Origin of the sequence: Mesorhizobium sp. ISC15, from assembly GCF_037162615.1 — a bacterium.
Classification (GTDB): domain Bacteria; phylum Pseudomonadota; class Alphaproteobacteria; order Rhizobiales; family Rhizobiaceae; genus Mesorhizobium; species Mesorhizobium mediterraneum.
The window spans coordinates 2158857-2177481 of sequence record NZ_JAVSPX010000001.1 but is presented as its reverse complement, the minus strand read 5'-3'; the positions used below and the strand labels follow the sequence as shown (position 1 = coordinate 2177481).

Annotated in this window: 16 protein-coding genes; 5 read left to right on the top strand and 11 right to left on the bottom strand. The window is 63.5% G+C overall.

Going from position 1 to position 18625, the window contains the following annotated elements; genetic code table 11:
• Positions 1-25: 25 nt before the first annotated feature.
• The 4 genes from RPG13_RS10610 to RPG13_RS10595 all read right to left on the bottom strand — a co-directional run bounded on the left by RPG13_RS10610 (position 26) and on the right by RPG13_RS10595 (position 6242).
• Positions 26-1693 (bottom strand): vWA domain-containing protein, encoded by a 1668-nt coding sequence (locus tag RPG13_RS10610; protein WP_337124998.1) that lies wholly within the window; start codon positions 1691-1693, stop codon positions 26-28.
• Positions 1694-1802: 109 nt separating this feature from the next.
• Positions 1803-2801 (bottom strand): GlxA family transcriptional regulator, encoded by a 999-nt coding sequence (locus tag RPG13_RS10605; protein WP_095483530.1) that lies wholly within the window; start codon positions 2799-2801, stop codon positions 1803-1805.
• Positions 2802-2818: 17 nt separating this feature from the next.
• On the bottom strand, positions 2819-3718 hold the full coding sequence (gene folD / locus RPG13_RS10600; RefSeq protein WP_292623363.1) for a bifunctional methylenetetrahydrofolate dehydrogenase/methenyltetrahydrofolate cyclohydrolase FolD: 900 nt from the start codon (positions 3716-3718) through the stop codon (positions 2819-2821).
• A 118-nt stretch (positions 3719-3836) separates the two neighbouring features.
• The gene (locus RPG13_RS10595) at positions 3837-6242 is read right to left on the bottom strand and encodes a GumC family protein (RefSeq protein ID WP_337127005.1); all 2406 of its coding nucleotides are present in this window, start codon (positions 6240-6242) and stop codon (positions 3837-3839) included.
• A 197-nt stretch (positions 6243-6439) separates the two neighbouring features.
• Here RPG13_RS10595 and RPG13_RS10590 point away from each other — a divergent pair, with 197 nt between their 5' ends.
• Both RPG13_RS10590 and RPG13_RS10585 read left to right on the top strand, forming a co-directional pair.
• Positions 6440-7735: a lipopolysaccharide biosynthesis protein gene (locus RPG13_RS10590; RefSeq protein ID WP_337124997.1), complete on the top strand. Its 1296-nt coding sequence runs from the start codon at positions 6440-6442 to the stop codon at positions 7733-7735.
• Positions 7736-7878: 143 nt separating this feature from the next.
• Positions 7879-9027 carry an alpha-hydroxy acid oxidase gene (locus tag RPG13_RS10585; RefSeq protein WP_337124996.1) on the top strand — a complete coding sequence of 383 codons (1149 nt, stop codon included), beginning with the start codon at positions 7879-7881 and terminating at the stop codon, positions 9025-9027.
• 82 nt (positions 9028-9109) lie between these two features.
• Here RPG13_RS10585 and RPG13_RS10580 read toward each other — a convergent pair whose 3' ends face one another.
• The 3 genes from RPG13_RS10580 to RPG13_RS10570 are packed head-to-tail and all read right to left on the bottom strand — an operon-like array spanning position 9110 to position 12014.
• A complete protein-coding gene (locus RPG13_RS10580) occupies positions 9110-10030 on the bottom strand; it encodes a DUF6492 family protein (RefSeq protein WP_337124995.1) in 921 nt (306 codons plus the stop codon).
• Positions 10027-10845, bottom strand: a complete 819-nt coding sequence (locus RPG13_RS10575; RefSeq protein WP_127203589.1) for a WecB/TagA/CpsF family glycosyltransferase — start codon at positions 10843-10845, stop codon at positions 10027-10029. Before RPG13_RS10575 ends, RPG13_RS10580 begins: the two co-directional genes overlap by 4 nt.
• Positions 10842-12014 carry a glycosyltransferase gene (locus RPG13_RS10570; protein WP_292505286.1) on the bottom strand — a complete coding sequence of 391 codons (1173 nt, stop codon included), beginning with the start codon at positions 12012-12014 and terminating at the stop codon, positions 10842-10844. The genes RPG13_RS10575 and RPG13_RS10570 overlap by 4 nt, the downstream gene beginning before the upstream one ends.
• 174 nt (positions 12015-12188) lie before the next feature.
• Between RPG13_RS10570 and RPG13_RS10565 the strand changes: the two genes are divergently transcribed.
• The 3 genes from RPG13_RS10565 (at position 12189) to proC (ending at position 15365) form a co-directional block, all read left to right on the top strand.
• Complete coding sequence (locus RPG13_RS10565; RefSeq protein WP_095483522.1) at positions 12189-13187, top strand: glycosyltransferase family 2 protein; 999 nt, start codon at positions 12189-12191, stop codon at positions 13185-13187.
• Positions 13156-14475: an O-antigen ligase family protein gene (locus RPG13_RS10560; RefSeq protein ID WP_337124994.1), complete on the top strand. Its 1320-nt coding sequence runs from the start codon at positions 13156-13158 to the stop codon at positions 14473-14475. The genes RPG13_RS10565 and RPG13_RS10560 overlap by 32 nt, the downstream gene beginning before the upstream one ends.
• Before the next feature lie 74 nt (positions 14476-14549).
• Positions 14550-15365: a pyrroline-5-carboxylate reductase gene (gene proC / locus RPG13_RS10555; RefSeq protein ID WP_337124993.1), complete on the top strand. Its 816-nt coding sequence runs from the start codon at positions 14550-14552 to the stop codon at positions 15363-15365.
• Between the two features lie 15 nt (positions 15366-15380).
• Here the strand turns inward: proC and RPG13_RS10550 are convergent, their stop codons facing one another.
• The 4 genes from RPG13_RS10550 to RPG13_RS10535 form a co-directional block, all read right to left on the bottom strand.
• On the bottom strand, positions 15381-15773 hold the full coding sequence (locus RPG13_RS10550; protein ID WP_095483519.1) for a type II toxin-antitoxin system VapC family toxin: 393 nt from the start codon (positions 15771-15773) through the stop codon (positions 15381-15383).
• Complete coding sequence (locus RPG13_RS10545) at positions 15773-16015, bottom strand: type II toxin-antitoxin system VapB family antitoxin (protein ID WP_127290393.1); 243 nt, start codon at positions 16013-16015, stop codon at positions 15773-15775. Before RPG13_RS10545 ends, RPG13_RS10550 begins: the two co-directional genes overlap by 1 nt.
• Before the next feature lie 105 nt (positions 16016-16120).
• Positions 16121-17434 (bottom strand): NAD(P)H-dependent oxidoreductase, encoded by a 1314-nt coding sequence (locus tag RPG13_RS10540; RefSeq protein ID WP_337124992.1) that lies wholly within the window; start codon positions 17432-17434, stop codon positions 16121-16123.
• Positions 17435-17775: 341 nt separating this feature from the next.
• Positions 17776-18402: an outer membrane protein gene (locus RPG13_RS10535; protein WP_245458109.1), complete on the bottom strand. Its 627-nt coding sequence runs from the start codon at positions 18400-18402 to the stop codon at positions 17776-17778.
• Positions 18403-18625 lie beyond the last annotated feature (223 nt).

Below are 18625 nucleotides of genomic sequence, written 5' to 3'. Positions count from 1 at the left end.
CTTTTGCCGGCGTCGAATTACGTCCCTACTGCACCGTCAGCTCGGTTCGCTCGCCGGCCTTGATCGTCACTGTGCTTTCCCTTGAGCTGTTGTCCAACTTCTCCGAGACGACTGCATAGTCGCCGGCCGGCAGCGCCGCCTGATACTTCTCGTCATAGGCGTAACCGAGCGATTTGCGGTTGCCGTTGATGTCCTTTTTCGGATCGAATATCTCGATCTTCGAGGCCCCTGGCGCGGTGATCGCCAGCACGCCGGCATTGATGGCGATTTTCAGATCCTGGTTCTCACCGGCCTTGACGCTGAACGGCTGCTCGGCGACGGCGAGGTCGACCGTCGCCATCAACACATAGTCATCGGGCGGCAGATCGAACTTGCTGTCGGGACCATAGGCATAAGTCACCTCTTCCCTCGTTCCGTTGATCTTCTTTTTTGCCTTGAACACCTTGAAGCCGATGCCCGAACCGTCGGCCTTGTCGCCGCCGGCGACATAGTAGGCGTTGGCGACGACGTGGCCGACGCCGACGATGATATCCTTGTCGATGACCCTGCCGGCCGTGAGCGAGATGGTTTCGGTAACCTCGCCCTGCCCAATCGTGACCGTCACTTTCTGGTCGCCGGCCGGCAACACGACTTTCGTGTCGCCATAATAAGTCGGGGGCGTATCGACGCCCGGATAGGCGATCACGACAGCTGCGCCATCGGCCACATCCGCTCCCTCACTTGGCCGCGGGTGAATGATGAGCGTGCCGGCATTCAGCGCGAAGAGAGGCTTATAGACCTGCCCCGCCTCGACCTTGAGCTTCTGTTCGGTCCTGGCCTCGCCATCGCGTGCGACAATTATGTAGTCGTCGGGTTCCAGATTGCCCTTGTAGGCGCCGTATTCGGTGGTGACGTAATCGCCGCGCGTGCCGTCGGAGCTCGCCTTGTAGATCTCCCAGGAATTGCCGTCGGTGACGGGATCGCCACCCTCGGCTAGCACCACGGTCGGCACGAAGTTGAACTCTGGCTTTTCCGGCTCGAGAGCCGGCGCCGGTTGCGGCGCAGGCGCTGGTTCGGGCGCCGGTGCAGGCGCGGCGGCGATAGTTTCGACCAATGCGTTCTGTAGCGCTTGCTCGTCGGACGCCTGGATGTATTTGCCGCCGGTGTTGTCGGCGAGGCAAGCGACCTGCCTGCCCTCGTCCGCGGTCAGGCCGAAGCCGACGACGTCGACGGTGAAGTCGACGCCGGCAGCCTTCAGCTCCTTGCCGAGCGCGCACGGGTCGCCATTGCAGGTCTCGAGCCCGTCGGTGATCAGGATGACGGTGGCCTTGTCCTCGGTGTATTTCAGCGCCTCGGCCGCCTGCTTGACGGCTGATGTCAGCGGCGTCTTGCCGATGAATTTCAGGCTGTCGGCGGCAGCGGAAACAGCACCTGCCGAGCCGGCCTGCGGCGGCACGATGAGCTCGATGTCCTCGCAACTGCCCTTCTCGCGATGACCATAGGCCATGAAGCCGATTTCCTTGTCGGCGGGGACCGACTGCAGCACGGTTCGGAGCGATTCGCGGGCAATTTCGAGCTTGAGCTTGCCGTCGATCTGCGCCCACATGGAGCCGGAAGCGTCGAGAACGATGACGACACGGTCGGCGGCAAGGCCGGGCGTCGTCATCCACAACAGGAGGATCGCCGCGGCGAGGCTCCGTGCAAGTCCCGCCATGAAAATCTCCCCCAGTCAGTCACCGTCAGTTCCGGGAAGCTATTTGACGCGGCACTAGGACACAAGCCCGGACGCAGGGTGTGGGAGGTCGGCCCTTGAGCCAAACTCCTCAATACGTCGTGCGCCGCTCTTCGGAAGGCGGCCGGCCGAACTGCAGCCGATAGCTCTGGGCAAAATATGAGTGTGAGGTGAAGCCGGTGGCGATCGCCACGTCGAGGATCGGCATGTTGGTCTGGCGCAGCAATTCGCGCGCGCGCTCAAGCCTGAGCCGCATATAATAGCGACCGGGCGTCACTGTGAGGTGACGCAGGAACAGGCGCTCGACCTGGCGCACCGACAGACCCGCCGACTTGGCGAGTTGCACCGCCGACAGCGGCTCGTCGAGATGATCGGCCATCAGCTCGACGATGCGCCGCAGCTTTTCCGATTTGCCGGTCAGGTCGCGCTCAGGGCCGACGCGCTGGCGATCGCCGGCGGAGCGGATGCGCTCGTGCTGGAACTGGTTGGCGACGCCGTTGGCGAGGCTCGAGCCGAAATCGCCGCGCACGATCTCCAGCATCAGGTCGATGGAGGTGGTGCCGCCGGCGCAGGTGTAGCGCTTGCGGTCGATCTCGAAGACATTGCCGGTGCAGTTGATGTCGGGAAACCGCTCTACGAAGCCGGCGCGGTTTTCCCAGTGGATGGTGCAGCGATAGCCTTCGAGCTGGCCTGCCTCGGCGAGCAGATAGGAGCCGACCGAGAGCGCGCCGAGCGCGTTGCCGCGTCGGCCCCAGCTGCGCAGCGCTGCCAGCACCTTGCTCTTGCCGGGAAACTCCGTCGTCAGCCCGACCGAGACGAAAAGGATATCGACCGGCGGCAGATCGGCGACAGCGTAGTCGATCTTGAGCGGCAGGCCGTTGGAGGCCATGACGGCATCGCCGTCGGCCGACACCGTCGTCCAGCCATAGAAGTCGCGGCCGAGCAGCCGGTTCGCCGACCGGAACGTGTCGATTGCGGCGGCCAGCGAGAACATGGAAAACTTGTCGACCAGCAGGAACCCGAACTGCCGGCCGCCTTGAACGGGATCGTTCGTGACCGGCCGCTCTGAGGGAACAGTGAGGTTCGGCAAAGCTGCGCTTTCCAGGATCAGAAGGAGGGCCGTTTCAACCCGGCCGCGAGATAGGCAGAAGCTAGCGTGTTGGCCATCAGCATGGCAATGGTCATCGGTCCGACGCCGCCAGGCACCGGCGTGATGGCGCCGGCCGTCTTCGCCGCTTCCGCATAGGCGACGTCACCGACCAGGCGGGTCTTGCCCTCGCCCTTTTCGGGCGCCGCGATGCGGTTGATGCCGACGTCGATGACGGTAGCACCGGATTTGACCCAATCACCCCTGACCATTTCAGGTCTTCCGACAGCGGCAACGAGAATGTCGGCGGTGCGCGCCAGTGCAGCCAGGTCCTTCGTGCGGCTGTGCGCGATGGTGACGGTGCAGTTGGCGGCGAGCAAAAGATTGGCCATCGGCTTGCCGACAATGTTGGAGCGGCCGACGACCACCGCATTGAGTCCGGAAAGATCCTTGCCGCGCACGCGCTCGATCAGCAGCATCGAGCCGGCCGGTGTGCAAGGCACGAACGCCGTCTCCAGTTCGCCGGTGCCGAGCTTGCCGACATTGATGAAGTGGAAGCCGTCGACATCCTTTTGCGGCGCGATGGTCTGGATAACCTTGCCGGCATCGATATGGCCAGGCAGCGGCAGCTGCACCAGGATGCCGTTGATGGCCGGATCGGCGTTGAGCTCGCCGATGATATCAAGCAGCTCCTGTTCGGAGATCTCGGCCGGCAGCGTGTGCTGGACCGAATGAAAGCCGCATTCCTTGGCGGTGCGGGATTTGGAGGCGACGTAAACCTGGCTCGCCGGATCCTCGCCGACGATGACCACGGCGAGACCCGGCTTCCGCGCACCCTTTTCCATCAGCTCGACAGTCAAGGCCTTGACACGCTGCACCACGTCTTCGGCGATGCGTTTTCCGTCAATCAACTCGGCCATGAAGCACCTTCGACATCATTCTTCTTCGGGCGGCATTTTCACGAAAATCCGGCCGGGCAATCCCGTCAAAGCGCCGTCTTATGCCGTTAACTCGAAACCGATGGCTTTTATTCGGCGCTCAGAAATAGCGGCGGTGCGATCGGCTTTCGGTGAGTTCGCGAACGGCTTCGCGGAATTCGCGCAGGCTGGCTCGGATTTCCTCGATAGAAGCTTGCTGTTCAGCGGCTTCCGAAGCCTGATTTGCCTTGTCCGACGAGGCTCGGGGATAGATCGACTGCTGCTGCGGATATGGCGCTTGTCCGGCATGGGGCGTCATGGCGGCCGGCGGCGGCTGCATCTGCCAGGGCTGCGCCTGCGGATAGCCTATCGGCGGCTGCGCATAAGGATACGCCGGTGAGCCGCTGGCCGGTGAGCCGGAACGCGTGTTGACAGAGTCTTCCCTGCGCGCCCTGCGCGGCACGATGTTGCTCACCGCCGACAGCAGCGCGCTGATCGGACCTGAACGCCTGGTGGCCTCGACTGGCGGGGCGGGCGGCGGCGACGCCTGGTATGCCTTGTCTTCAATGGGTGTCCGGCGCTCGTCCGTCCTGCGACGCGGCCGCGAATTGGCGGTTTCGCGCAGGCTCGCATAGGCGCCGCGCATGGCGCCCAGACCGATACCAGAAGCGAGGCCCGCCAGCAGGCCGGCAAGCACCGTTACTGCGCGCGACGGTCCGTTCGGCTCGAGCGGGGCGAAGGCCTTGGAGATCACATTGATATTGGCGGTGTTGATGTCCTTCTGCTCGCCGGTTTCCTTGGCGCGCAGAAGATATTGTTCATAGACGGAGCGCTTGGCGGCAGCCTCGCGCTCCAGTTCGCGCAAGGTGACGAGGTCGCTGTTGACGTTGCCGCTGCGGACCTTCAACTGCGCCAGCCGGGAGGCCAGATCCTGTTCGAGTTGCACGGCACGCTTCAGGTCGACCTGCAGCGAGGAGGCGATGCGGCGCAGTTCCCCGGCGATACGCTCGCGCGAGCCGGCAAGCTGGGCATTGAGCGCCTGGAGCTCGGGATGGCGCGGCCCGAACCGGATCGCGGCGCGGTCGGCCTCCTGCTTGAGCGTCGCATATTGCGAGCGCAATTCGCTCATGGTGTTGGAGTTGATCTCTTCCGGCAAGGTGCCGCTCAGAACCGAATTCACGTCGATCGAGCGCGCCGATGCCGCGCGGGCGTTGAGTTCCAGCGTGCGCGCCCGGGCGATGGCAAGCTGCTGGTTGAGCTTGAGCATCTCGTCGTCGCTGATCAGATGGCCTTGCGCATCGACGAGGTCATGCGCGGCCCTGAAATCCTCGACCTTGCGCTCGGCCACTTCCACGCCCTTGCGCAACTCGTCGAGCCTGCCCGTCAGTTCGTTGGTCGCGCGGCCAGCGGTGTCGGACTGGATCTGACCGAAGGTCTGCAGGAAAACGTCCGTCATCGTGTTGGCGATGAGAGCCGACTTCTCGCCATTTTGCGTGGTGGCTCGGACGGAGATGACGAAGGTCTTGCCGCCGCGCTCGACCGAAAGGCTCTCGGCCAGATTGCCGACGGCCAGCGCACGGCGGCGGTCCGCATCGGCACCCGCCCCGTCGCTGCGCGACAGGATCGACCGGATGAGCGTCATCACGCCTAGGCCGCCGGAATCTTGCCCGTTGAACTCCGGATCGCTGACGAGATTGAGCTTGTCCACGACCTTGTTGAGAACCGTACCGGAGGTGAGCACGCGAACCTGGTTTTCGACGATGGCCAGCGTGGCGTCGGATGCAAGCACCGATTGGGTGAGATCGCGGTCGGTGAGCTTCAGGTCGCGCGGGTCGACGATCAGCTCTGCGGTGGCTTCGTATTTCTTCGGCGTCGACAGCGCGATCGCGACGCCAAGCGTGGCGCCCAGTATGGTCATGGCGACGATCAGCAGCTTCGACCGGGCAATGCCGCGGACGACCTGCATCGGATCGATCAACGGCCTCCATTCTTGTCCGTCGTCGCGGGAAGACCGCTGCTCGGACTCGAATGCATATCGAGGGTCGAATGCGGCATGTCGAGGTTCGTCGCTGGCGTATCGAGGCTCGAACGCGGCATGTCGGGGATCGGCATCGAAACGGCGGTCCCCGGAAACACCGGCAGCAACCGGCTCCTCCCGCGGACTGGCTTCCGCATAGTCTGCGTCAACGGCCTCGTCCGCCTCTGGCGACATCCGGGCGGCCGAAGCGGATGCATAGTCGGCACGAGGCTGGCTTGTTTCATCGTTTGCCGAGAATTCCGAAGCTACCGGGCGTTCCAGGGGTGCCGAGGGCTCCGGAGCTGCGGAGAGTTCCGGATGCGCTCGCGCCTCCCGGCGTGAGCGCGCGAGACGATGGCGCGTGGCGGCATCCTCGCGCCATGACGGGTCCGCCCGGTCCCCGATCGAAACCAGCGATGGTTCAGCGTCATCTTCGCCGCGCATCGCCTGGCCGAGCGCCAGCAAGGATCGCTCGCGCTTCCAATCTTCACGGTTTTGCCTGTCGACCATTGTCGTGGAGCTTGCCCCTGGCGGCTTGGACGCGCGGTCAGCCATTCGTTAAGCCACGCTAAACAAGCATAGGAAACAAAAGGTTAATTTCTCTGCCTTGAAGATGAGGTTTCCCTCTTCGGTTGTGTTCTTCTTGAAGCAACAAAAAGCGTTCAGAACGGCGCGTTAAACTTTCCAACCTATGCTGTCTCCGACACATGACTCAGGCTGGCAACATCCCGCAAAGGCGGCCCCTCGCCCGGATCGGCGCTTTCGTGGCCGAGCGACGGGGACTGGTTCGCGACTATCTCTCGGCGATCAGCGGCGCAGGCGGGCGGCTGGCGTTTTCGCTCGCCTATTTCATCGCGCTGGCCAACACGCTGTCCATCGCCGAGTTCGGCATGTTCGCGACCGCTTCGGCGGCCGGCGTGATGCTGTCGCGCATCCTGGGCTTCGGCTTCATCTCGGCGCTTTACCGAACCGCCACCATCCGCCCCAATCTGATAGGCACCTTCACCGCCGGCTTCCTTCTGCTCGGAGTGATATCGCTGCCGTTGCTGGCTGCCGCCTCCTACGGCGTCTACCTGATCTTCTTTGCCAGCACCGTGCCGCTATCGGTGTTTGCGGCGATCGTCTTTGCCGAGGCGCTGTTATGGCGGCCGGTCGAGGTCGCGCTGATCGTCAACAACGGCCTCGGCAAGTTCGGCCGCGCCGCGCTGCTGACGATCCTGGCAACGGCCTTGCGGGCGCTCGGCGCCATGCTGTTCATGTTCGCTGCGCAGCCGACCATAGGGGTCTGGTCCTGGTATTATATCGGCGCCAACGCCGCCTCGCTGCTCATCGCCTTCGGATTTTTCTATCCGCGCCAGAGGCTGCGGCTGCGGCTGGAACTCTATCTGCGGCGGCTCGCCGACTCCATCTATGTGGCCGGCGCGGAGGTGCTGTTCTACCTGCAGATGGAATTCGACAAGCTGCTGGTGCTGGCGATCGGCGGTCCGCACCTCGCCGGCATCTATGCCATCATCATGCGGCTTGTCGACCTGACCGCGATCCCGATCCGCACCTTCTCGATGATGCTGGTGCAGCGCATGATGCGCGCGCCGGAACTGCTGTCGCGCCTTTCGGTCAAGAGCGGCATCGAAGGCGGCGTGTTCCTGGTCTCGACGCTGGCGCTGGCGGCGCTCGCCATCGTGCTGCATTTCTTTCCCAACGCGCTGGGCAAGAATGTTGCCGAGGCCGCCCCTCTGGTGGCGCTGGCGATCTGCGTGCCAGGCCTGCGCAACCTGGTCGAATATCAGGCCGAGCTTCTGTTCGCGCGCGGCCAGACGCTGGTGCGGGCGATCAACCTGGCCCTGCTTGCCGGGCTGAAGGCGGTCCTGCTGACCTATGTGCTGACCACCATCCTGGACATGCCGGAACTGGTGTTGTCGCTCAATGTCGTCTTCCTGCTGCTCTACCTCGCCTCGACGCTGCTCACCTATTCGGCGATGCGCAAACCGGCCAAGCCGGTGTAGGGTCGATCAGCTGGCCGCCGACGCCCGGCCCGTTGCGGCCGTTTATCGTTCAGCCCGCCTCAGTTAGGCATTGCGCGGCAGTGTGCTATCGGGCAGGTGAGCCTGGGCCAATAGGGTTGGGCCCGGGCCAACAGAGTGATGAGATGCGTCTGAGCAACTGCCACAACTTCCATGACTTCCGCAGCATGGCCAAACAGCGCCTTCCCCGACCGATCTTCAACTACATTGACGGCGCGGCAGATGACGAAGTCACCTATCGGCGCAACAGGGCTGCCTTCGATGACTGCGACCTGGTGCCGAATGTCCTGCGCGGCGTGACCAATGTGGACATGTCGGTGACCGTCATGGGCCAGAAGCTGGCGATGCCGGTCTACTGCTCGCCAACAGCGCTCCAGCGCCTGTTCCACCATCAGGGCGAACGTGCGGTGGCGGCAGCGGCGGCGAAATATGGCACGATGTTCGGCGTCTCCTCGCTCGGCACCGTCAGCCTCGAAGAGGCGCGCCAGATCAGCAATGGGCCGCAAGTCTACCAATTCTACTTTCACAAGGACCGCGGATTGAACCGCGAGATGATGGCCCGGGCCAAGCAGGCGGGAGTAGAGGTGATGATGCTGACGGTCGACAGCATCACCGGCGGCAACCGCGAGCGTGACAAGCGAACGGGGTTCGCTATTCCCTTCAAGCTCAACCTCGCTGGCATCGCCCAGTTCGCGGTCAAACCATCGTGGGCGATCAACTACTACACGCATGAGCGGTTCAAGCTGCCGCAGCTCGACGGTCATGTCGACATGGGCGGCGGCGCGATGTCGATCAGCCGCTACTTCACGGAGATGTTGGACCCCGCAATGTCGTGGAACGACGTTGCCGAGATGGTGCAGCACTGGGGCGGACAGTTCTGCCTGAAAGGCATCATGTCGGACGAGGACGCCAGGCGTGCGGTCGAGATTGGCTGCACCGGAATTGTCCTTTCCAATCACGGCGGTCGACAACTCGACGGCTCGCGTACCGCGTTCGACCAGCTTGCGGAGATCGTCGATGCGGTGGGAGACAGAATCGATGTGATGATGGATGGCGGCGTGCAGCGCGGCACGCATGTGCTCAAGGCGCTCTCGCTGGGCGCAAAAGCCGTCGGATTGGGCCGCTACTATCTCTTCCCACTGGCGGCCGCCGGGCAGGCCGGCGTCGAACGCGCGCTGGAATTGATGCACATCGAGATCGAGCGTGGCATGAAGCTGATGGGCTGCACCTCGGTCAACGAACTCACGCGACGGAACCTGCGCTTCCGTCTGTAACAGGTGACTTCCACCCTTTCATCACCCCTACCGGGAAAACGGCAAGGGGTCGAAACCGGTCGTTCAGGGTCTGACCCAAGGACTAGTCGAGCCCGATCAGACGGCGGATTCGGCCGATATCCGTGCCGATGAAGGACTGCATGCCGATGGCCACTTGTTCCGGCGCCATGGCGGCGACGAAGCGGCGGAACTCGTCATCCGACAGCGCTTCGCCCGTCCAGTGGACGCGGCAGAATTCCTCCGAGCCGTGGAAATGGCCGGCACCGGCGAGCACGTCGTCGACATAGCGGCCGTAGATCATGCATTCGGAGAATTTGCGCACCGCACCGACGATTTCGACCCAGTTGCGGCCATGGACCTTCTCGATCCGGGCACACATGGCGGTCACTGTTTCGCGGCGCCATGCGATCAGCGTCGAAATGTAATCGTGGGTGGAAACCTCTGATGGCTCGATGCCGAGCGCCGAGCCCGCATTGCGCGACCAGATCCGGTGTTCCTCATGGCCTTCGGACAGCACGCCGTCGCGGCGGAACAGACGCACCTTGCCATCGCGCCAGAAGGCGCTGCAGTCGAAAGGTTTTAGGAACGCCACGTCGGAATCGCAGAAGATCAGCACGTCTTCCCCGGCACGCGCTGATATCGCGATGCGGCGAAGCTGCTGCACATGCCAGCCGCGCAGCGGCATGGTCTTCAGGCTGAGCCAGATGCGCCGGCGGAACAGGCTCAGTGGATCGTCGAAGGCGTGCAGCCAGCGCGGCAACAGGTCCCGCTCGTCGACGACGGTGCGGCGGCTGTTCTCCAACTGGCGAAACAACGTCACGTCGCGATGCTCGACAAGAATATAGTGGTGCGCCACGCCGGAAACGTAGCGGTCGAGGGTTTCGCACAGCAGGCGACAACGCTCCAAATCCGGCGCATAGCTTGCCGTCACGACCGCCGCCGTCGGCGTCCGGCGAAGGACATCGGGGGCGGCGGCAGGGCTCGGCACGAACCGGCTGTTCAACGGCCCACTCCGGAGCCTGCTCCGCGGCCTGATCTGGCAGGGGCGGGCCTGCGCAAGAATTTCTGGCCAATGACGCGCCACAGAAACACAGGATTACCGACGACATAGCGGCGCCAGAGGCGGCCCGGCTCGATCCACAGCCGAAACAGCCATTCGAGCCTGAGCCGGCGCATCCACAGCGGCGCCCGCGGCACCGCGCCGCTCAGGAAATCGAGCAGCGCGCCGACGGCGATCGGCAGTGTGCAGTGGCGCGCATCGATGTGGCGCGCGATCCACAATTCCTGGCGCGGCACGCCCATGGCGACAAGCAGCACGTCCGGCCGCAATCTGGCGATGCGATCGACGATTGCCGGCTCCTCTGCGGGGGAGAAATAGCCGTCGTGGATGACCACGAATCTGTGCTGCAACGCGAGCGCTGCCAGCTTCTTCGATGCCGCCTCGGCGTTGGCCTGCGTCGCGCCGAGCAGCCCCACGGTCAGCGGCCTGGCGGACGCCTGGAGGAAAGCAGGGATGAAATCGGTGCCGTTGAGATTGTCGGGAAACCACGTTCCGTAGAGCAGTTTCGCCGCCAGATCGACACCGACACCGTCAGGCAGGATGAGAAAATCGTCGAGCGCCTCGGCAAAGACCGGCTCCGTGTAGGCGACATTGGCATTGTGGGCATTGAGAAAGCTGACCTTGGTGAAGCGTCGCTCCGCAATCAATCGGGTCAGCAGAGCGACCGCATCGTCCCAGCGGATGGCGAGGACGGATATACCGAGGATCGATTTCAAACTGTCGACCCCGAATGCGGCGCGGGCGGTGTGCATGTTCACGCGAACACCTCCTGCCTGATGGGATCGAGCTTTTTCAGGCCGAGCCTGATTGCGGCATCGAGCGCTTTCACCTGCCGGCGGTGGAAAGCGCTTCCGTCGACGTCCCTGACATTGGCCGTCGCGGCTTCTAGGGCGCCGGCGAAGGCGACCGGATCGTCGGCCACGACGCAATTGACCGGGCGATGATCGATGCCGCGCAGCGAATGGCTGGTGGCGACGGAAGGCAGGCCGAGTTCGAAAGTCTCGATGGTCTTGAGCTGCACGCCGCTGCCGGAGGTGCTGATCAGCGGGATGACGGCGGCACTGCGCACGAAGGCCTGCGCGTCCGGCACGCGGCCGACGAATTCGACACCGGGATGCGTGGAAATGACGCCCGGCGGCACGCTGCCGGCGATCCTGACCCGGAAATCCGGCCTGAGATGCGGCACCACTTTGTCCAGGAACCAATCGAGGCCGATGCGGTTCGGCTGCCAGGTCCAGGTGCCGATCAACGCCGCGTCGCAATCGATACGGCGCAGGGTTTTTTGCGCGGGCGGCTCGGCGCAAGTCACCAGCGGCAGCATCGCCGAACGATCGTCGGAGCCGACGCCGAGCGCTGAGCGATCTTCCTCGGCCAGCGTGAAGACGAAGCGTGCCCGGCGGCAAAGCCGTGCTTCAATGACCTTGAGCAGCTTGGCCTCACGGCGAAACAACATGCGCTGGAAGAGACCGCCGGCAGCAACGGCGTTCTGCAGCGCCGAACTGTGCTCGACATTGTGGGCGACGAAGATCGACGGCCGGTCGCCGAAGAGGCTTTCGAAGGCGCCGGCGAACTGCACCGAATTCAAGACATAGCCGTCGAAAGGGCCGGCACGCTCGACGGCGGCTTGGACCTCGCTGTCGGAGACCACGCGCAGCTTGACCGATGCGAAAGTGAGGCCGGAGAGCATCGCCTTAGCAACCCAGGCGAGCTTTTGCAGCGATGATGCGCTTTCGGTGCGCACATCGACGGCACCGAGCACGATGGTGTTTTGCGGATCGCTTGCAGGCTTGCCAGGCCAGGTGAAGCCGATCACGGTGACGCGCGCGCCGGCACGCCGCAACGCGGCGATGATCGCGGCATTGGCAATCTCATAGCCCGAGGCAAGAGCGCCGTCGGGCACGATCGATGTGGCGAACAGCAGATGCATCTCACCTATCCTGAGCGGATACAGCTAGCAAAGCGCGGTGAAGCGTTGATTAAGTGAAGGTATTTGGCGGCCTGGAGTCGCGGATTTGCGGGCTTGTCCGCGAAAGGTGATTAACGAAACGTTATCGTCGCGATGCTATCAAGAACCAAACTCACCATCCCGGGCTGAACACGGATGATCCCATTGCCATCGGACGATTCGGTATCGATCGCGGGGCGCTCTCCGGGGCTTGTCACGACGGCCGTCGAGGCGGTCGTGACGCTGCCGACCTTCAAACGGCCCGAGCAGCTGCTGGCGACGCTGGCATCGCTCAAGGCCCAGCAAACCGGCAGACGCTTCGCAATCATCGTCATTGAGAACGAGGCCGAGGCGCGCGCCGGCGCCAGGGCGGCGCTGCCGCTGTTCGAGCGCGGCGAGATATCAGGCATGGTCATCATTGCGCATGAGCGCGGCAATTGCAGCGCCTATAATGCCGGCTGGCAGACGGCGATCCTGCACTTTCCAAATTTCAGGCACTTGCTGGTCATCGACGATGACGAGATCGCCGATCCGCAATGGCTCGAGCGCATGTGCACGGCGGCCGAGACACTCAGTGCCGACATCGTCGGTGGCCCGCAAAGGCCTGTGTTTGCCGACGCCGCCCATGCTGGATGGGCCGAGCACCCGGTCTTTGCGCCACCCTACCGGGAGACCAGGCGTGTGCCTGCGCTCTATTCCTCCGGCAATCTGCTGGTTGGGCGTTACGTGCTCACCGCCATGGGGCCGCCCTTCCTCGACCTGAAATTCAACTTCATAGGCGGCGGCGATTCCGATTTCCTGAGCCGCGCCGCGCAAAGAGGCTTTGTGCTTGGCTGGTGCGCCGAGGCGCAAGTGCGGGAAAGCGTCCCGGCCCGACGCGTCGAAGCCGACTGGATCCGCGCCCGCAGCCTGCGCAATGGCGTCATCTCGACACTGGTCGAGAAGAAGAAACGGGCTGGCACGCCGTTTGCCGGCACCAAGGTCTTTCTAAAGAGCCTGGCGCTGCTTGCCGCCTCGCCGTTTCGCGGTGCGGCCAGGCTGATGCGGACGGGATCATCGGCGGCCGCCTTATACCCCATTCATGTCGCCCTCGGCCGCGTGCTTGCCGAATTCGGATATGCCAATGAGCAATACCGGCAGCCTGAGAAGAACTGAGCGCGCGCCGCTCAGCGCGGCGTTCACGCGCGACGGCGTCGCGACCGCGATCGCGGCGCTGCTGTTTACCGTCATCCTGGTGTCGTTCCGCCCCTTCCAGCCGGCCGGCGCCGAAATGACCGGCGACGGCGGCGACATCGTCAACCAGCTCGGCTTCGGCTCGCTTGGCGCGATCTCGATCTTCTCGCTGATGGCTTTCGCCGACCCGCGCGTGGTGCGCTCGCTGCTCAGCCCGTCCTGGCTGCTGATGCTGGCTTTCCTCGTGCTGTCGGTGGTGATGGCAACCGACCCGCCGACGGCCATGCGCGCCGCTTCGTTCACGCTGATCGGCATTTTGACAATGGCGACAATCCTGGCGCTGACCCGTGACGCCGAGGCTTTCTCGAAAGTCATCATCTTTACCACCGTCGTCGTCATGGGCCTTTCCTATGTCGGCCTCATCGTCTTTCCGCACGAGGCACTGCACACCACCGCTTCGCTGGAGCCGGAACATGCCGGCCTGTGGCGCGGCGTGTTCACCCACAAGAATATCGCCGGACCTGTCATGGCCTGCTTCAGCTTCGCCGGGCTGTACCTCTACCGGCGCGGACAGCGGCTATGGGGCGCGTCGATCTTCTGCGCGGCGATGATCTTCATGTTGCACACCGGTTCCAAGACGACCGCGGGACTGGTGCCGTTCTCGATCCTGATCGTCGTGCTGCCGAGCCTGATCGGCATGCGGCTCGGCACGCCGATCCTGTTTGCGCTGGCGATCATCGCCACGGCGATCGCCACGCTGGGTATCGTCTTCCTGCCGCCGGTGAAGCATCTGGCGGCACTCTATTTCCCCGACCTGACCTACACCGGGCGGACGACGCTGTGGGAGTTCGCCGGCGAGATGCTGGCGAAGCGGCCGTGGACCGGCTACGGCTACGAGAGCTTCTGGGGCACGCCGCTGCTGCTCAACCAGGACCAGCCCTTCGACCGGGCCTGGGATATCAGAACCATCGTGCATGGCCATAATGGCTATCTCGACATCGCGGTGCTGATGGGCATCCCGGCGCTCTGCGTGGCGGTCTACACTTTCCTGATCGCACCGCTGCGCGACTACATGCGCATCCCCTTGCGCAAGGAAAACATCTATCTCGGCGACTTCTTCATGATGGTGGCGCTGTTCGCAGCGCTGAACGCCTTCCTCGAAAGCTTCTTCTTCCATCGCGCCGATCCGGTCTGGCTGTTCTTCGTGTTCGGCCTGTTCGGCCTCCGGCAGGTGTCGCTGCGGCCTATGGCGGATCAGGGTCTGTCCTGACCCCATCCGTGCCAAGAGGGCTTTCCCGCCTAGTCGCGAGCGTCTATGGGAGAACCTTTTAGCGGAGGTTTTCCATGACGATCAGGCTCGTTCTCGCCGGCTGCGGCAATATGGGTTACGCCATGCTCTCGGGCTGGCTGAAATCGGGCAAGCTCCCCTCGGCGGCGGTTTTCGTGGTCGAGCCCAATGCCGATCTGCGCAAGCGCGCCCAAGCGCTGGGCTGCGGTGCCGCCGCAGATGCCGGCGGCATTCCGGCGGACGCGGTGCCGGCCCTCGTCGTCATCGCGGTGAAGCCGCAGGTGATCCGCGACGTGACCGCCGCCTACAAGCGCTTCAATGATGGCCGCACCACCTTCGTCAGCATCGCCGCCGGAACGCCGGTCGCCACGTTCGAGGCCATTCTGGGCGATCGCGCGCCGATCGTGCGCTGCATGCCCAACACGCCGGCGGCGATTGGCAAGGGCATGATGGTGGTGTTTTCCAACAGGCTGGTTTCCGACGACACCAAGCGTTTCGTCGCCGATCTGCTTTCGGCGAGTGGGGAAGTGACCGATATCGACGACGAAGGCCTGATGGATGCGGTGACGGCGGTGTCCGGGTCGGGACCCGCCTATATCTTCCATTTCATCGAAGCGTTGACCGTGGCGGCCGAGAAGGCCGGCTTGCCGACCAAGACGGCCAGGCTGCTGGCCATGCAGACGGTCTATGGCGCCGCCTCGCTCGCCGCCGAAAGCGGCGAAGATCCGGGCGTGCTGCGCCAGCAGGTGACCAGCCCGAACGGCACCACGGCCGCCGCGCTGGCCGTGCTGATGGGCGAGGACCGGCTGACCCACCTGCTCACCGAAGCGGTGGAAGCGGCGCGGCTAAGGTCGATCGAGTTGGGAAAGTAATAGCGGCTTCGCGGATTACGCGAGATCGGTATGCGAAAAATCGTTACCCTTGTAGAGCAGTGCGGAGCCATGACTTTTTGCGCAGGCATAAGAAAGGCAGTCGGCTAAGTTGAGCTGGGCGGGATGCCCACGCCCCTTTCCATAGTCTGAAAACGCCTGGATCGCGAGCGCGGCATCGCCGGCGTCGATCGGCACGATTTCGATTTCAGCCTCGCGAAGAAACGCCTCTATCGCGTCCCCGGCGACAACCGGCTGGACGGCGAGCATCGTTGAAAGCCGCATCGCCGCTTCAAGCACGACCAGCGCCGAAGTTATCCTTGCTGGCGCTGCCTCGATGCGGTTGCTCCACTCGCCGGCATCCTCTTCTCCTGAAAGAATCGCGACAACCACGGAGGTGTCGACGAACATCAGGAATGCCCCCACATTTCGTCGATCTCATCCTTCGTCACAGCCCGACCGCCCTGGCCTGCCTTGGCTTGGAAGTCGTTGGCAATGGCTGCTAGCCGCGCCGCCAGGGGAATGCGTCCGCTTTCCCGCTTCAATTCGGATTCAAGCGCTTCGATGACCGCTTCGGTCATCGAAATCTTTCGTTTGGCAGCAAGCTCTCGCGCCAGTTCGCGTGCGCGCGGGTCCCTGATCTGAAGATTCATGTCATCGGCCTCCGCCTTCGCTGTCACTACAATATAGAGAGTTTGTCATGACAATACCAGCGTGCTCGGTCGAAAGCCGTCCGACAGCTCCCACTCTCGACGGCATCAAGCCCCATACAGCATTTCGTCCTGCAGCCGCCGCAAAGCGAACAGCCTGGTCGTCGGGTCGGGCGCGGCATTGCCTGATGTCAGCAGCTCGCCCTTCCTGACCGGTCTCAGCACCTTGCCGCCTTCGAGCAGGCCGACCGGCACAGCGCGGTTGGCGCGGGCCTCTTCGACAGTCAGGGTCCACGAGCGGTAGCAGGTCTCTCCGATCGCATCGAAAATCTCTCCTGCCGCCAGATCGCGCTTGGCCACGGCGCAGACCTCGGCAACCGGCCTCGGCAGCGGCACCATGTCCGGTTTGCCATAGAGCGCTATTCGGGCGGCGGTGAGCGGCACTTCCAGCGAGGTCAGATGATAGGGCCGGAAGAAGCTGTAATAAGGGCCGTGGCCGATATGCAGATCGTCCATGCGCTCGATGATGCGCGGATGCGTCGCCTCGACGATGACGAAGACGCCGGGCGCCACGCCCTTGCCGATGGTGTAGTCGACGACGCCCTTCTTCGACAGGATGCCGCCATCCGCGCGCGGGATGAGCACCTTGGCCAATTCATCACGGTCGGCCTTGGGGCCGTGCATGCCGGCAATATCGGGCACCAGTCCGGTGGCGTTGGCGATGGCGCACATCTCGACCATGGTTTTGGATCCGTCGACGAACTCGACCAGCATGCGCGGGTTCATGTTGCGGCGCAGCGCTTCCGCGCGATAGTCATCGGGCACGGCGTCGTGGTTGAGCGGGTTGTTCTTGCCCTTGCCGGCCGAGACGATGGTGTAGCCCAGCGCAGAAGCGAATTCGATCAGCTCCATGCAGCTCGACGGTTCGTCGCCGGCGCCGACCGAATAGACGACGCCGAGCCGGTCGGCCTGCTGCTTCAGATAGCAGCCGATGGTAACGTCGGCCTCGACGTTCATCATCACCAGATGCTTGCCGTGCTCCATCGCCATCAGGTCGAAATCGGCGGCGACGCCCGGCTTGCCGGTAGCGTCGATCACCACGTCGATCAGCGGATTGGTCACCAGCATCTCGTTCGAGGTGATGGCGATCTTGCCGCTTTCGATCGCCTCGCTGACCTTCGACGGCGTATCGGCCTCCCGTGCCATCGCCTCGTCGCCATAGGCGATGCGGATGGCGTCACGTGCCGTGTGCGGGCGCCGGGTCGAAACGGCGCACACCGAAATGCCAGGCATAAGCATGCCTTGCGTCACCAGGTCGGTGCCCATCTCGCCGGAGCCGATGACGCCGATGCGCACCGGACGGCCTTCCGCGGCGCGCTTGGCGAGATCGCGGGCAAGCCCGGTCAGGGCGACATTGGTCATGCGCAAGTCCACTGCTTTTGATTTGAAGGGGGAATAGCAGGGAACGGTAACCTTTTGCCAACGAAACCGGCCGCCGTCGGCAATTTCTTGTGGCTGGCTCTCACGCCACGACCGGATAGTGTTCAGCCTAGATACTGTTCGGAGATGAGGAGACGTCCTTGTCGGCGCGGCGCGCCCGACAGGGTCTCAGGCGAGGTTGGCATGACAAAATGAGTTCACGCCCACACCGCAGTCATGCTGCCGTCAGAGCGACGACGGTGCCCAAGCCTGCGCTCAATTGCCTGAGGCCGGCATGGGTCGTCCAGGGACCGCAGTCGGTTCGTCTGCTGGCTTCGTTTAGACTAGAACTTGTATGCGAGGCCTACAGAGACGGTGTGCATCGTCAGGTCGACTTCCCCGCGCGTGATGTCTTCCGTGCCGAAATCGTAATAGCGATACTCGGCCCGTCCAAGCCAGTTGTCGGTGAAAGCGTGTTCCGCACCGAGCCCCGCGGTCCAGCCGGTGAAGCTCATATCGTCATCTTCCACAACCGTAGACACTTCGCCATGCGCAAAAGCAATACCGGCCGTGCCAAAAAGCAATGTGCGATCCCAAGCGTAGCCCACGCGTCCGCGCACGGACCCGAACCAGTCGATCTCGGCGTCTCCGTCATCGTCGAGCTCGATCCAGCTCTTGTTTATGTCACCCTCGACACCGAACACGAAATTTCCGGACTGGAAATTATAGCCGGCAAGCGCTCCAACAAATGCTCCGTCCAGATCGGCCGTTCCAACAAGTGGTGGATTGGTGAAAATCGTCACATCCGCATCAGCCCAGCCATATCCGCCTTGCACGCCAAGGTAGACACCGCTCCAGTCATAGACTGAAGCGACCACGGGCTCCTCATACACTGGGTCTGCCGCGAGAGCGCATCCGCCCCAGGCAAGCAGCATCGTGGCGGTCAAAGCAGTCCGTCTGATAGAAAACATGGCACCCCTCGTCGGCTCCAGAATATCCCCCACAGTAGCCGGCTATCTCCCCGAAGTCTGTTGCTGAACTGCAACGCTGCAGGAAAACATTCATCACGTCAAACCTGGCCCGTATTGCCGCAAAAGAGCGCCACGCCCGCTCCCAGACCTGCAATCTCGGCCGCCTGCTACCTCCTCGTCGTCGCAGTGGCACCTCGTCAAACAACTCAAGATCCATCACCTA